Annotated in this window: 15 protein-coding genes; 4 read left to right on the top strand and 11 right to left on the bottom strand. The window is 48.5% G+C overall.

The annotated features are described in order from the left end of the window. The 4 genes from nhaA to VK958_RS05315 form a co-directional block, all read right to left on the bottom strand. Positions 1 to 989 (bottom strand): Na+/H+ antiporter NhaA (nhaA, locus tag VK958_RS05330; RefSeq protein ID WP_325239616.1); only part of this gene is annotated, 989 nt, incomplete at its 3' end. Between the two features lie 116 nt (positions 990 to 1105). After that, the gene (locus VK958_RS05325; protein ID WP_325239614.1) at positions 1106 to 2191 is read right to left on the bottom strand and encodes a phospholipase A; all 1086 of its coding nucleotides are present in this window, start codon (positions 2189 to 2191) and stop codon (positions 1106 to 1108) included. 215 nt (positions 2192 to 2406) lie between these two features. After that, positions 2407 to 3465 carry an aldo/keto reductase gene (locus tag VK958_RS05320; RefSeq protein ID WP_325239612.1) on the bottom strand — a complete coding sequence of 353 codons (1059 nt, stop codon included), beginning with the start codon at positions 3463 to 3465 and terminating at the stop codon, positions 2407 to 2409. Beyond that, positions 3465 to 4031 (bottom strand): hypothetical protein, encoded by a 567-nt coding sequence (locus VK958_RS05315; protein ID WP_325239610.1) that lies wholly within the window; start codon positions 4029 to 4031, stop codon positions 3465 to 3467. The genes VK958_RS05320 and VK958_RS05315 overlap by 1 nt, the downstream gene beginning before the upstream one ends. Before the next feature lie 279 nt (positions 4032 to 4310). On the opposite strand from VK958_RS05315, the gene VK958_RS05310 reads away from it, so the two are divergent. The 3 genes from VK958_RS05310 to VK958_RS05300 all read left to right on the top strand — a co-directional run bounded on the left by VK958_RS05310 (position 4311) and on the right by VK958_RS05300 (position 6338). Next, positions 4311 to 4754 carry a hypothetical protein gene (locus VK958_RS05310; RefSeq protein WP_325239608.1) on the top strand — a complete coding sequence of 148 codons (444 nt, stop codon included), beginning with the start codon at positions 4311 to 4313 and terminating at the stop codon, positions 4752 to 4754. Between the two features lie 4 nt (positions 4755 to 4758). After that, on the top strand, positions 4759 to 5331 hold the full coding sequence (locus tag VK958_RS05305) for a YMGG-like glycine zipper-containing protein (protein WP_325239606.1): 573 nt from the start codon (positions 4759 to 4761) through the stop codon (positions 5329 to 5331). A 149-nt stretch (positions 5332 to 5480) separates the two neighbouring features. Continuing rightward, positions 5481 to 6338 carry a DUF6279 family lipoprotein gene (locus tag VK958_RS05300; RefSeq protein WP_325239604.1) on the top strand — a complete coding sequence of 286 codons (858 nt, stop codon included), beginning with the start codon at positions 5481 to 5483 and terminating at the stop codon, positions 6336 to 6338. A 69-nt stretch (positions 6339 to 6407) separates the two neighbouring features. Here VK958_RS05300 and VK958_RS05295 read toward each other — a convergent pair whose 3' ends face one another. Continuing rightward, positions 6408 to 7166: an SDR family NAD(P)-dependent oxidoreductase gene (locus VK958_RS05295; RefSeq protein WP_325239603.1), complete on the bottom strand. Its 759-nt coding sequence runs from the start codon at positions 7164 to 7166 to the stop codon at positions 6408 to 6410. Positions 7167 to 7279: 113 nt separating this feature from the next. Between VK958_RS05295 and VK958_RS05290 the strand changes: the two genes are divergently transcribed. Next, on the top strand, positions 7280 to 8176 hold the full coding sequence (locus VK958_RS05290) for a LysR family transcriptional regulator (RefSeq protein ID WP_325239601.1): 897 nt from the start codon (positions 7280 to 7282) through the stop codon (positions 8174 to 8176). 3 nt (positions 8177 to 8179) lie between these two features. Here the strand turns inward: VK958_RS05290 and VK958_RS05285 are convergent, their stop codons facing one another. The 6 genes from VK958_RS05285 to VK958_RS05260 all read right to left on the bottom strand — a co-directional run. Beyond that, the gene (locus VK958_RS05285) at positions 8180 to 11713 is read right to left on the bottom strand and encodes a TonB-dependent receptor (RefSeq protein ID WP_325239599.1); all 3534 of its coding nucleotides are present in this window, start codon (positions 11711 to 11713) and stop codon (positions 8180 to 8182) included. 91 nt (positions 11714 to 11804) lie between these two features. Then, positions 11805 to 12791 (bottom strand): FecR family protein, encoded by a 987-nt coding sequence (locus VK958_RS05280; RefSeq protein WP_325239598.1) that lies wholly within the window; start codon positions 12789 to 12791, stop codon positions 11805 to 11807. A 17-nt stretch (positions 12792 to 12808) separates the two neighbouring features. After that, the gene (locus VK958_RS05275) at positions 12809 to 13327 is read right to left on the bottom strand and encodes an RNA polymerase sigma factor (protein WP_325239597.1); all 519 of its coding nucleotides are present in this window, start codon (positions 13325 to 13327) and stop codon (positions 12809 to 12811) included. Positions 13328 to 13431: 104 nt separating this feature from the next. Then, positions 13432 to 14043 (bottom strand): hypothetical protein, encoded by a 612-nt coding sequence (locus VK958_RS05270; protein ID WP_325239596.1) that lies wholly within the window; start codon positions 14041 to 14043, stop codon positions 13432 to 13434. Positions 14044 to 14265: 222 nt separating this feature from the next. After that, positions 14266 to 15066: a TonB family protein gene (locus VK958_RS05265; protein WP_325239595.1), complete on the bottom strand. Its 801-nt coding sequence runs from the start codon at positions 15064 to 15066 to the stop codon at positions 14266 to 14268. Between the two features lie 11 nt (positions 15067 to 15077). Beyond that, the coding region (locus tag VK958_RS05260; protein ID WP_325239617.1) for an ExbD/TolR family protein at positions 15078 to 15209 on the bottom strand (132 nt) is incomplete at its 5' end.

Raw genomic sequence — 15209 nt, 5'->3', positions numbered from 1 at the left:
TCTTGCCCAGCATAAGCCAGATTGGTGATAAAAATAGACATGGTAAAGCCTATGCCGCCGAGAATGCCGGCGCCGATCACATGCCCCCAGCTTAATGAAGCAGGCAGCTTGCATATGCCGGCTTTTACGGCAAGCCAGGCTGCCAGGGTGATGCCGACCGGCTTGCCAACCAGTAACCCTGCGATAATCCCTATGCTATTACTGTGAGAGAACATGTCCTGGAAACTGCGCGTATCAATCGCCAGCCCGGTATTGGCAAACGCGAAAATCGGCAAAATCAGGAAAGCCACCGGTAGATACAGGGTATGTTCGAGTTTGTGCGATAGTGAATTCTGGTCTTCCCTGGAAAAAGGGATGGTAAACGCGAGTGCGACGCCTGCGACTGTAGGATGGACACCGGATTGCAGCGTTAGCCACCACACCATCACGCCACCCAATATGTAAGGGACCATGTAGCGCACCTGCCACCTGTTCAGTAACAGCAAGCAGGCAATGACTGCCAGTGCGGCGACCAGGTAAACGAGCGAGATGGAAGAAGTATAAAACACGGCGATCACGATCGCGGCGCCAAGGTCATCAATCACCGCAAACGCTACCAGGAATACTTTCAAAGCCACAGGTACACGCGACCCCAATACAGACAACACGCCAATGGCAAACGCGATATCCGTCGCCATCGGTATACCTATGCCGGATTGGTACGCAGTGCCATGATTGAATGACCAGAAGATCAGGGCCGGGGTTAACATACCGCCGATGGCGGCAACGGTCGGCAATAAGGCATCGTTGAGATTGGATAGCTCGCCGACATAGAGTTCACGTTTCAACTCCAGGCCAATCAGCAAAAAGAAGATGGCCATCAGTCCATCATTCACCCATTCTTCCAAACTCAGGTCCAGCCAGTGGATATGCCAAAACGCATGGTATTGCCCGGCATACCCACTATTGGCAATGACAAGCGCCAATATGGTGAACAGCAGTAGCAGCACACTACTGGATTGATCGGACGCAAAAAGCCTGCGAAGTATTTGATTAAATTGCCACATAAGCCGTCATGTTACCTTGATACATACTTGCCAATACATTTTTCCAAACAAGCTTGGCATTATTCGCCTATTGCAAAGCCAATCCCGAACATCGTCTGTGCCTGGTTGTAATCCAGCAGAGATACGCCATAGCCACTTGCCAGCATGGCGTAAAACTTGACGCTTTCGCTCTTGAGCGGTTTGTATTGCACATCAACCTTCACGTAGCCTTTGTTATCACTGCGCAGGTTGTTACGCAGCGTGACGCTCGCAGCAGTGTCATTGGCTTCGTTATCCCAGCGTAAACTGACGTCCCCATAACCCATGTACTTGCTGATGTTCGGGTTATCATCTTCCGACTTACTTTCCGGAATGCGCCACCATGGCTTGAACAGCAGGCTGTAGCGGTCGTTCAGTTGCCAGCCACCTTGCAGGTAGATCCTGTTCCAGCTGCGTGACAGTGGCTGTGAACGCCCATTGGATTCATGCACTATGCCCAGGTTCAGCATATCTGGCATGACTGCCCACTGTTTGGTTTCACCAGGTTTATTGAGGCCTAATGACAAAATCAGTTCAGGGGAATAGTTGTGGTCTCGCATGGGGCGCGATTGGTCTTTTTCGGTCACTTGCCAGAAAGATTGCTGGGTGTAAGCCCCCCAAAGCCTGGCGCTATGTACCCATTTATTCTCAGGCAACCAGTCAGACAGGTTCATTAGCTGGGTTTTCAGGCTGATCTGGAAATGCAGGTCACTGTTACTCAAATCCCTATCCTGGGTATTAGGCCTGGAAGGTGAGGTAGGTATATCGTTCGGGTTAGAAGAAATCGAACCGACCACGTAGTTCAGTTGATACGTTTCCAGGTCGGTAAAATGTAGCTCATCTTGCGGGTTCAGGTGCCATTTACGTGCAAGATAATTGGTTTTAGCATCCACCGTTTTTACCAATTCCTGTTGCTTGGTGGCCAGTAAAGCCGGCGTCGCTGCCTGAGCGGAGGCATATTTTTGAGCCACCTGGTCAAAACAAAGCAGTCTGCGTTTGGCATCATCAATAAATTCCGTCTGGCATGTGTGCAATGCAGCCTGCATTTCATTACCGGTGGCCGCGTGTGCAACCCCTGCCAGCATCAAGGCAGCCATCAGCAGGCTGCGCCCGTCAATCTTCATCATACATATCCCTTATTCATTGTTTCGCTACTCACTGTTTAGCTGTAAGTCACATTTTTCTGTGTGACGATTGTTTCTCTATGCGGTTGTTGATTCTAAAGCTTATTTACCTTCACGCTGATATATCTTGCGCGATTATTTATCCCTGGGACTTTTTTTGATCATTCCCTGGCACCTGACCGTCCCAGTTTGTTTTTGCTTGCGGCAATCACCATACGTCATGGTGCGGGGTTCATCATCGTTAAGTGCAGGTGCTCTATTTCCTTGAGCACTTCATCACTTAAATGCACGGTATACGCGGCGATATTTTCCTGTAACTGCGTCATATTGGTTGCGCCGATAATGGTGCTGCCCATAAACCAGCGGTGGTAAACAAAACTGAGCGCCAGCTGTGTAGGCGTTAGCCCATGTGCCTGTGCGAGGTCTACATATGCCTTAACCGCTGCAGCCACGCCAGGCTTCTTATACCGTTGAGCGTAACCTAAAAAAAGGGTAACTCGTCCGGATGCTTCAGGATTTTTGACGTATTTACCGGTCAGGTGCCCGAAAGCCAGTGGAGAATAAGCTGCGAGGCTGATACGTTCGCGATAGAGGATTTCTGCCATACCAAATTCGAAACCACGGTTCATCAGGTTATAACAGTTTTGCAGCACAGCAATACGTGGCAAACCCTGCTCGCGCGCAATGCGCAAAAACTCCATCACGCCCCAGGGCTGTTCATTACTCAACCCGATGGCACGGACTTTCCCTTCCCTGATCAACGCATCCAGTACTTCGAGTTGCGTCTGGATAGGCACCCATGAAATGGGTTGCCCTGCACTGTCGTATTCCGCAGCCGGATCAAACTGGTACTGGCCAAACATCGGTACATTACGTTCCGGCCAATGCAGGTATAGCACATCCAGGTAATCTGTTTGCAGCCGTTGCAGGCTGTCATGCACCGCCTGTCGGATATTGGCCCTGTCCAGGCCACTGGGACCCCCGCGGATCCAGTGCATGCCGCGACGCGGTCCGGCAATCTTGCTTGCCAGCACAACACGGTCGCGCGGCTGTTTTTTGATCCAGTGCCCTAACATGGTTTCGGTACGGGTGACGGTTTCCGCTTTGGGCGGCACAGGGTACATTTCGGCGGTATCAATAAAATTGATGCCTTGCGCCAAGGCAAAATCCAGCTGATTTTCAGCATCCTGTTGTGTGTTCTGGTCACCATACGTCATGGTTCCCAGCGCAATTTTAGAGACGCGTATCCCGCTATCCCCCAAATACGTCTGATCCATTAATGCAACACCTGCTTTTCTCTTGGCACCTGCATTACGATGCTGGAAACGGTTTCTGGTTCCTTTTCTGCAGGCAAAACCCAGCCGGCATCTTTAGCGGCCACCATCAGCATACGGCTGATTGCCAGTACCAGCTCTTTATTCAGGCTCATGTTGACGTTTGTGCCACCGGCGCATACCAGTTGCATACTGTTTAATTGGTCGTTAATGGATACAAAACGCGTTTCAATCGCCAGCAGTTCCTGTTCGCTGACGGTTGAGGTACGTTGCTGGTAAGCGGTGTCAAAATCCAGTGCGTCCAGGTTTTGTACTGCTTCCGCTTCCTGCTCAAACTGGCGGGTAGCATCAACCGGGGATTGCAGGTTATCCAGCAATCCGGAGGCCTGCGCTGAGACCGGAAGATGGGCTTCACGATTGAATACAGCAAATAGCTGCCTGGCGACCCGGTAAGTAATCCAAACCCGGACTTCTTTCTCATTGCTGACAGCGGCTTTCAGCAAAAGCCGGTCTTGCTGGCTGTCATAAGCCAGATTGATTTGTTGTACCTGTTGGGTTTGAGTTTGCATATTTGGATTCCCGGAAGCTGGCGCTGGCGATTCGCCTGCACAATAACAAGTTACTAAAAGCGACCTGAAAAAGATAGGCTTAATAGGGCGTTTTCATCAAAATCTTCCACATTCAGGCAAAGACTATTCATCAGACCACAATATCCACGATTTATCCCGCCAGGCCAGCGATACAAACCGTTACAAAACAACCTGCCTGTCAGGCAATCAATTTTACTATTCTCTGGTCTTAATCACTAGACGTCATATCACTAGGCGTCATGTTTTGGGAGAGACCTCATGAAAAAGAAATTCAGTCTGTTAGCAGGCGTACTGGTTAGCCTGGCGCTGATCAGCAATATTGCGCAAGCGCACCCGCCTGGCCACCGTGGCTGGCGCGGTGGTGGTGTAGGCGTCTATATTGGCGGGCCATATCCGTTTTATGCCCCACCACCAGCATTTGCCTATTCCTACGGTTATCCGTACGCGTACCCTTACGCCTATAGCCCTCCGCAGGTGATTGTGACGCAACCACCGCAACCGCAGGTGTATATCGAGCAAGGTAATGGCAATGTAGCCCAGCCGAGCCAGTCAACGCCGGCACAGACTGCACCATCAGCGGAAAACTCGCAGGGCTACTGGTATTACTGTGAGCAATCCGACAGCTATTACCCTTATGTGAAAGAGTGCCCGGCAGGCTGGAAACAGGTGACCCCGACACCCCCCTCTACCCCAGCGAGATAATGCGATGAGACCCTTTAACTCTATTGTTGCTATTGGCTTATCGCTGGCCTTGGCTGCCTGCGCAACGACACCTACAGGACCTAGCAACATGGCCCTGCCCGGCACCGGCAAAGATTTCAATGCCTTCAGGAGTGCGGATATGTCCTGCCGTGACTTTGCCATGGCGCAGATCGGCTCCAAATCGGTTAACCAGCAATATAACCAAAGCCTGGCAGCCACCACTGCGATTGGGACTGTGATTGGTGCCGCTATCGGTGCGGCTGCCGGTGGTGGCGAAGGTGCCGCCATAGGTGCCGGTGTGGGCGCAATATCAGGTGGCGCGATTGGTGCCGATACGGCAGCCGCCAGCGGCGAGAATGCGCAGGTGAAATATGACAATGCCTATTACCAATGCATGTATGCGTCAGGGCATAAAATCCCGGTACCGGCCAGCATGGCAAAAACCTACTCGCAGGGCGTCACTTCAACAACGACGACAAGCTCAACACAAATAACCAGGACACAAAGCACGACGGGTACGCCTCCGGTGAGATCAACTTACTACCCTCCACCACCACCCCCTGGCTATCAGCGTTAAGCACAGCAGACCGGCAGTCATCATGCGCTATTGATGACTGCCAGCCTTACCAGTGGTCATGGGGCTCCAGCTTAAGAGCGGTATTAATTAAGCGCAGTATTAAATTGACTCTGTCGCAAACTTAGCATTGCAGTCGTGGTCGTAGAGTCATGCGAACAATCAAAACCCTTTTTATCTTAGCGCTCGCTTTTTCAACCCTCAGTTGTAGCCTGGTAAAAACCGCTTACAACAATGCGCCTGCGCTTATCGCATGGCGGTTGGATAGTTACTTTAATTTCAGCGAAGCGCAAAAAACCAAACTTAAACCAGCGCTGCAGGAATTGCACGCATGGCATCGTAAAAACGAGTTACCGCGTTATGTTGCGTTTTTGGATGAAATAACCAACGACCTGGGTCATGATGTGAGCGCAAAAACGGCCTGTCAGCGGATTGAATCCATCAAATCAAGTGCGCAAACGCTACAAACAAAATTCACGCCTATCATTGTTGACATAGCCGAGTCACTGAGTGATCAACAATTACAGCATCTCCAGCAAAAGCTGGAAAAACGCAACGAAGAATGGAAAGAGGAATGGTGGCAGGAAACGACCGAAGAACAGCGTGAAGTGCGGTTGGAGAAATCCAGAGACTTCGCTGAAAAAGTCTATGGGGATATCAACGAAAAACAAATAAACCTTTTAAAACAAAGCATTGCCAAGAATAATATTGATCCGGCTATCATCTATTCTGAAATTCTAAGGCGTGACGAAGATGCGCTGAATATTCTAAAAGCACTACGGAATCCTGCTTTGTCAAACGAAGAAAAAACGCAACTGGTACGCGCAGGTTTTGAGCGTACGCAAAACAGCCCGAATCTTGCCTACCAGGTTTACATCGATAAACTAACGCAGCAAACGTGTGAAACCATCGCCAGCCTGCATGCAAGTACAAATGCCCAACAACGCTTGCATGCCCAACAGTGGGTAGAAGATTACAAGACGCAATTCACCGTTCTGCAAAGCAAATAATCTTGATGAATATTTAGGGTCAGTAAAAAAACAGGCAAGAGAATGCCTGTTTTTTTATTAATACGACTATTAAATCAACATCCCGCCTGACGCCTCAATCCGCTGCGCATTCACCCAGCGGTTATCCTCAGATAACAGGCTGGTGATCATGGGGCCGATATCATCCGGCACCCCAACGCGGCCAAGCGCTGTTTGTGAGGCAATAAACGCATTCACATCCTTGTTGTCGCGTACCAGCCCCTGGCCAAAATCGGTTTCAATCGCACCTGGTGCAACCGTATTCACCGCAATCTGCCTGGCTCCCAGCTCTTTCGCCATATAGCGCGTCAATACCTCGATGCCGCCTTTCATGGCAGCATAGGCGCTGTAACCTGGTAATGTGAAGCGCGCCAGCCCGCTGGAAATATTGATGATGCGCCCGCCGTCATTCAATAGTGGCAATAATTTCTGGGTCAGGAAGAAGGTCGATTTGAGATGGATATTGACCATATCATCAAATATCTGCTCAGTGGTTTCCGCAAATGGCGCAGTGATTCCCGTCCCTGCATTGTTTATCAAAAAATCAAACTTATCGGTTTGCCACTGTGTGTTTAAAGCCTGTTTCAAATTTTCCGCAAACACATCAAATGTTTTTACCTGAGCGACATCCAACTGCAAAGCCACCGCTTTGCGGCCCAATGCCTGAATTTCACTCACCACGTCTTGCGCCAATGCCTGATTGCTTTGGTAAGTCAGCACCACATCTATGCCTTTTCTCGCCATTGCCAACGCCGTGTTTTTGCCCAATCCACGGCTGGCACCAGTAATCAATCCAATCTTTGTAGCCATTTTTAATCTCCTGTAGTGATTTAAAGTAGCGCCAGTTTATTGTTATCAGTACCAAAGATAAATACGCGTAATTTGATTATACTGTTCACATTAAATGAACAATTGGCATACCTATGGATAGCAACGAGACATTAAAGCGGTTTGTACGTGTGGCAGAACTAGGCAGTTTTACCAAGGCAGCAGAAAGCCTGAGCCTACCCAAAGCCAGCGTGTCACAAGCCATACAACAGCTTGAAACCAAACTGCAAACCCAGCTGTTTCACCGCACCACACGCAAAGTACAACTCACACCAGACGGGCAATTGTTTTATGAAAAAAGCAAAGACGTACTCAGCGAGATTGAAGAACTGGAAACCCTCTTTATTAGCGATGACCGCCAAATTTCCGGCGTTATCCGTGTCAATATGTCGCACCCCATGGCGCGGCATCTGGTGATTCCCGCCTTACCGGAATTCCTGCAACGCTACCCTAACCTTTCGATCGACATCAGCAGCGAAGATCGCAAAGTTGACCTGATCAGCGAAGGCTATGATTGCGTGGTGAGAACTGGCGAAGTTGAAGAATCCGGCATGATCATGCGCAAAATTGGCGAAATGCAACAAACCAACTTTGCCAGCCCGGCCTATATTGCTGAACATGGTGAACCGCACAACATTGAAGCTTTACATAACCACTACCTGATTCACTACCAGACCAGCAGTAACAACCGATTTGATGCATTTGAATACAGCACAAATGGCCAATTGCAAAATTACAAAATGAAAAGCCGCATCTGCGTGAATAACACCGATGCCTATCGTGCAGCGTGCGCCGCCGGGCTAGGCATTATGCAAGCCCCCAGGTTCGGCGCGCATGAGTTACTTCAAAGCGGTGGCTTGGTGGAGATTTTGCCAGCGTACACTGCCCCGCCCATGCCAGTTTCCATCCTGTTTCCGCATCGGAGGAATTTATCAAAACGTGTGCGCATTTTTATGGATTGGCTGAGTGAAATAATCAAACAACAACTTTAGAAGTTAATCAGGCACAAAATGCCAGTTCAAACTAAACCACACTCCGCGAGGTGCGCCAGGTGCAATAAAGTTAGTGCTTAGCCAATCATTCGAGTTATGGTTATATCCATCAGGTCCAATCGCGCCACCTAAACTGGGTGAGAAAGGATTGCGACCTAGTCGTCCAGCAGTGAAATATTCTTTATCAAAAATATTGTTGACCAGCATGGTGGCTGTCCACTCTTTACTAAGCTTGTAACTTGTCTGGAAATTAAAGGTGGCATACCCGTCGACCTTGCCTGGGTTGCTCGTGGGTCTGCGTAAAGCATTACCTGCAGCACCCTGACCTCTATCCTGAATAACCCCTACTTTGTGCTCATTGTTTTCATTGCCTCGCAAAAAACTTTCGCTGTGCATCACGGTCGTTAACCCCACTCTCCACTCAGGAGTGACGTCAAAACTTACATTTGCATTCAGGTTTTGCAAGGCGACCCCTGGCATTCGACTTCCTTTAGAAACTTCGATGACGTTACCAAAAGTATTCGCTACACTGCTACTGTTATCCATGCTTAGCATCAAGAAATTGTCTTCAAAGGTTGCATCTGTAAGCGAGTAGTTAGCACCAAAGCTCCAGCGGTCTTTTTGTCCAGAGAAACCCGCCTCTATACCTCTGCGCCGGGTTTTACCTATGGTTTGAAAGAAGCCAGCCCCATTACCCACGGCAACGAAATAAATGTCATCTTTTAAATCGGTTTGATAGGCCCCCACATTCCAATTCAGTCGATCAAAATAGACTGTATCGTCAAACGTACCACGCAGACCGATGTCGTGGGTCGTTGCTTTGATTTGTGGCAAGAAAGGGTCTCCTGACAATGTGGTAGGTAGCGTGCACTGGCGGTTCTCAGCAATACTTCTTGGTAAAATAGCCCCTTCACTATTAGGAGTAGGAGTGTCATCAAAGGCACAGCCTAGTTCGACTACACTCGGCACACGAGTGCCCTGTGCCCAGTTAACAAAAGCATTCAGGTTTTGTGTTGCTTGCCAGCTAGCCCCCAGTGATGGGTTAAACGAATAGAAACTGAATTTTTCGGTTTCAGCAGGCCGGAGCTGGTTAGAAAGGAAGCGTGACTCCCGGTAATTTACCGGCGGACGATTTGTAGAACAATCTCCGTCACAAACATTGTACTCATCAGGAACACCATCCAGATCTCCAATTGCAATGCCTCCGATTCCGTAACGAGCAGCTATTTTATTTTTGGTATATGTCTGGTTGTAGCGAGCAGAGGTGGAGATATGCAACGTTTCTATTGGACTCCAGGTTTCGCTAAAGTAAATGCTCTGCGTGGTCTGAGTGCCCTCAAAGTTATTATTTGAAATCGGCTGCATCGCACCAATAAACTGCGGGGATGCTTGAGCTGGGTCAAGGTAGGCATTGCGGTTCGCATCTAGAAAACCCAATTGGCTGGTATTGCTGTAATCGGCACTAGCGACGTCGATTGACATGCCCACCATAAACTTATGCTTTTCCAAATTCCAATTAAATTGCAGCGAACCGCCATCTACCACCTGATCAATCTGATTGTTATTAATAATCGCTGTTGGAACTCCTTCTACGGCCCCAGGAAAACTTCTGCCAGTGATAGGATCAATACCGCCACCCGAGGCACCATCTACATATATTGGGTTACCTGCAGCATCCTTTTGGCTATATGGCTCACCTGGAACCCCATTGGCAACATTGTCTGCTCTAGCTGCCTGACAAGCATCCAAATTTGTGGGTGCCGTGAAAATAACCACATGTTTGATTAAATCATTGCCTACGGTTTTATAAAAATATGTCAGGTCGCTATATAGAATATTGTCAGTGCTGCCAAAGAAAGGATTGATATTAGAGCTTGCAAATACATCTGCTCCAGTAGTAAACGATGGGGCGATTGCACCCGAGGGTGTAGTAATATCAGGGCCGCCTGGTGATGGGTCTTTTCCACCCTGAACATAAATGATGCTCTCTTTTTGATTCCTATTAAAATCATGCATCAACTTAATAGCTGCTGCATAATCGGCATCTATTGGTGTATTTTTATATGCATCGTATGCAGAAGTAACGAAACCGTTACTTGCGTAATCATTAGTGAAACCACCGTTAGGCGATGCCGCGCCCAACGGGTTCACGTTTGATAAATCCTCTCCAGCAGCCTCATTAATAGGAATCAAGTAGTAGTCAGGTATCCCGAGTCCATTTGAACTTGCAAATAAGCAAGTGTATTCCTCGCCAGGATTAGGCCTACGCCGTGATAACAAATTATCTTTGTAGTCAGTAAAAACATCTGATCCCTTTTGAGTACGCTTGCTATTCCGTCTGTATATCTGACCGGTAATTGTGAAACTATCATCCACAAAGTAACTACCTGATAACTGGAATTGAGCTAATTCATTCTTGGTTTTATCTGGCGATGTGAATACACTATTGCGGTCTTGTTGATACATTTGTGAAGGTAACAACCCATTACCCACCAAGTTGGTTTGCACAAGCAAAGTGCTAAAATTGAGGTCGAGTTTGTCTCCGCGGTAACTGGCTTTGGTAAAGAGCTGATTCACCCTACTTGGTGAATTCTCGCGCCAGCCGTCCTCTAAAAAGAAATTACCTGCGCCGAATAGCGCTACTGTCCCATTGTTCCAACCACCTTCAACTTGCAGCTGTTTGCGGCCAAATGAGCCCGTAAGAATATCTACATCAGCGCCCGCATTATTGAAGCCATCTTTGGTTTTCATAGCGAAAGCGCCACCCAAAGTATTCAATCCAAAAATGGGATTAGAACCAGGAAAAACATCAACCCCAGCCAGCGCGTTCATTGGGATCATGTCCCAGTTAACTACATCCCCAAACGGCTCATTTACTCGGATACCATCCAAAAAGACGCTTAGTCCTTGAGGAGTGCCGATTTGCGGGCCTGCAGTGAACCCACGGTATTGCACATCCATCATAAACGGGTTGCCTTGATAATCATTCACCGTCACAGATTGCAATTTGCGATTCATAAGATCCGTCAAACTGAGGGAATGCGCCTCTTTAATTTCTTTGGCAGAAATACTTTGAACATTGCCGGGAATCTGCTCTTTTGTAAGACCTAAACCTGGTAATGGACCTACTTCATAAAACCGTTTAGCACGCACCTCAACTTTATCAAGTTGTACGCTTTTATCTTCCTTAGTCGCACGCTGAATAAATATCTTGTCGTCTTCAATCTTGCCCTGCAGGCCAGTGCCTTCAAGCATGCGCTTGACTGCTTCTTTGCGTGTCATTCGGCCCCGGATTGCAGGAGACTTTTTATCGACGACCAGTGCACTATCCACCGTGAGGGATAAGTTTGATTGAATCGAAAACTGTCGTAATGCAGCGGCCAGAGGCTGTGCCGGCATGTCCAGGTTTAGAGGAATTGAAAAACTATCATCCTGCTCTTTAGGCACTTGGGTATTGAGCTCGGCATAAATAGCGGTTGGCATCAGCAGGCCGATCAGCGCAGCCACGATGGCGTTTTTAAGGGTGTTATTTTGCATGGAACATCCGTCGATTACAGGTCTTGTAAGGGTGTAACCGACGGCAGGGCGAAACGCCTGATATGCTGAAGTTAAAAAGAAATGTAAAGAATTACCTGACCGGCTCAATGACCAGCGTGTTTTCCCTGGTTTTTAATACGACAGGGACTGTCCTTGGCAATGTGCGGATAAAGCCTTCAATCTCCACTGTTTTGAGTACTGCGTTGACTTTCGGGGTGTTGTCACCAAAGAAAACGGCACCGACTGGTTGCGGGCGATAGCGTGACAAGGTTTCGGCGACTTCAAACATGTCTGCCTGGTCAAATACGATACGGCCGTTGGCAAAACTGAAGCTATCACTCGCATAGCGGTTCACTTTGTGCGGTGCGTCGTCTTGCATCATTTCTGCCACTTCACCATCGCGCAGGATCAAGGCTTTTTGCGTGCCGTCCGCCCGCGCCACTTGTACACGACCATGATCAACACTGATACGCACTTTTTTACTTAATTGGTTGACCGCAAAGCGTGTGCCCAGTACGGTGACTTTGGCCTGCTGCGTTTCAACCACAAATGGGCGTTCCGGGTTTTTGGTTACTTCAAAAATCGCTTCACCACGCGTGAGTTTGACCAGGCGTTGATGACGGTAGAACACGATTTCAAGTGCGCTGTTGGCATTTGCAGTAATGACTGAGCCATCTGCCAACGTCTGTTTACTGATTTGCGCGACTGCCGTGGTTTGCACTTGTGTGGATAATGGTGCGGCTTGCCAGGTTTGGTATTGCTGGTGGCCTAAAAAGCTCAGCCCGACACATAGCAACATCACCGCCAGGCCAGAACCGAGTTTGGAGATTTTTTTGCGGCGGGTGGATTGCTCAAAATACAACTTTTGCGTCAGGGCGTTGGATAGGTCTTTCAATCGTTCAGTCGAAGAAAAATCATCCATGGTCGATTCAATCAATTGGTACGCTGCCTGATGCCTGCGGTCTGACATCAGCCACACTTCAAAGGTCGTGCGTTCAAGCGCATCAGGCGCAGCTTCACGCATACGCATATACCAGCGGGCAGCAGCCTGTTTGATTGTATCGTCCTGTTTACTCATCGCCGGTTTGTTCAGGGTTAGTCATTGGTGATCAATTCGCGCGCACTGCTTAAATCGATAATGGCCCGCATCACATGCCGCTCCACCATGTTTTTACTGATCGCCAGTTTTTCGGCAATCTCGGTGTGGGTGTAGCCTTCAACGCGATACATCCAGAACACCTGGCGGCAACGTGGCGGCAGTTGTTCAAGTATCTGCTGGATCATCTCCAGCCTTTGCTTGATGTCGTTAAGATGCTCGACTGAAAGTGTCGGTGTTTCCAGCCATTCACGATTCAGCCCGACTTCGGCTTCCAGCGAGACAAAACGCTGACTGGTATTGTATGCATCCACTATCAGGTTCTTGGCGATGCTGCGCATATAGGCATGCGGTTCTTGGCCCTTATTCGTGCTGGTCGAAACCGTGTAACGGATAAAGGCATCATGCAAAATATCTTTGGCAATATGCGGGCATGAAACCTTGAAGCGGATATAGCTCAACAGGTCACTATATGCCCATTGCAGATTAATGCCACACCACATCATTGTCTTTTCCATGGCAGTTGTGCCGCAAAATGTGTGCCATGACTGTTAACTTAATTTCAAGCTTGTTATAGAGATCATACAGTTCAATAATAGGCGCATTTCAACCACCAACATGGTTATATACAACCAATCTTACTCATAGTTTGCCTGCGCTTAAAACTCACTAAGCCTATGAGCAGCAACCCACCTGCAAATAAAAGGTGATCAGGCGGTTCAGGTACAAGCATCTGGCGATCACGGGAATACACAGTCCAGTCAATGGTAAAAGTCAGGTAATCCTGAGCGTATAAAAAGCCTTTCAGCAAGCCATATTCACTATAGAAAGTCTCAATCTGACCATCGGGCAGCATAATAAGATCGTTGTATTGAAAGGTGCCAGAGATTGGAATCGGCTCTATGAATAAATCTGGTGGATTCAACGGATCATCGAAAGACAAACTGATATCGAAAAATCCAGGCTGGGAGGTCATTACCCCGCCTCTCGAATAGGTACCAGCGACAAAATATAGCTGGTCTTCCAAAAGCTTTATAGCCTCATAATTCAGGATAAGCGACGAATTTTTGTTTACAAAAGTTGATTGATCCACATAGTAAACTCCGTCCCAGGTATTCTGCATATTCAAGACGCCTTCATACTGCTCCTGAAACTGCTCAATCTTGGCTTCAGCATTGATGCTCATCAATACAGCCAAGCAAAGAACAAGTGTTTTTATTTTCTTTAAAACCATTGCATTTCACTCCCTTTGTTATTCAATTCATCGTACCCATTTTGTCTAACGCTCAATACAGCGTTTTTCCCTTGCTAGCCTTGTTGCCTATAAAAAATTTCCCCTGCCCTTGCCGGAGGAAAGAATGGCAAGTGCAGGGGCTAGAAGGCAGGAATGATCAGTGTTGCTTTCGGGAAAAGGCTTTCCTGATTACTCCTTGCTGCAATACCCTTTTTATTATTGTTATTCCAATCTAAAAGACACCGGGATTGTGATCTTGAAGGTTTTCTTTTTCAGACTTTCTTTCACGCCTAGTTGTTGAATCGCTTTTTTTACCATTCGCATGGCTTCTTCATCCAGAGGCACATGCTTGCTTGTTTCGGCCAGTGAAACCTGCGTCAGCTCACCCCTGGTGAACTGAGCCACAATGGTCACATCGCCTTCCAGATGCCGCCTGATCGCGATGGTCGGATACTGCTTGCTTTTATTCACCAGTGAACGTAATTGCTCGCCATAGTCTCCCCAGGCATCACTATCATTGGCAGTGAGCTCGTCTGATTCACTGGTGACTGGTGTATTAGTCGCCGTAGCTGGTTTTGCTTCTTTGGTTGTTTGCTCTTCAGACTGGCGGCTTTCGTTGTTGGCAGCTGATGTAGACGGTGAAGTTTGTGCAGGTGCGGGTGGCGTTGGCTCCGCTTTAGTCGGCGCGACCGGTTCCGGTACGTGGTACTCGGCATCATTATTCGTAGGTGCTGCCAATACTTGTTTGGGCGTTTGTGTCACCGGTGTTGGTGGCTTGGGGGTGACTTGTGGCTCGGGTGGCTTGACAGCCTCAACCGGAGGCGAGACTGCCTGGTTCTGTGATGGCGCAGCCGCTTTCATGGTAAAGAATTCGATTTCCAGCCGTTCTGGGATTTCTGGCAAGCGCACTTTATTCAGCTGTGGATAGATGGCGACGACAACGGCATGGATTGCCAGTGAAATAATCACCGCACGCCATACCTTGGCATGGCTGTCATCATCAATAAACACCAGGCTGGTCATCGCTGTGCTGCCTATTTAGCCGATTCCGGCGACATCACAAAGCTGAACTTGCTGATCCCGGCACGCTGGATCGCTGCCAGCACCTTGGCCACAATGCCATATTCAGCATGCTCATCTGCGTAGATCTCAACCGCCGGGTCCTG

This window comes from Methylophilus sp. (assembly GCF_035460085.1).
In the GTDB taxonomy this organism is placed as follows: Bacteria; Pseudomonadota; Gammaproteobacteria; order Burkholderiales; family Methylophilaceae; genus Methylophilus.
The sequence above is the reverse complement of the archived record's forward strand: the minus strand, read 5'-3'. Positions and strand labels throughout refer to the sequence as shown.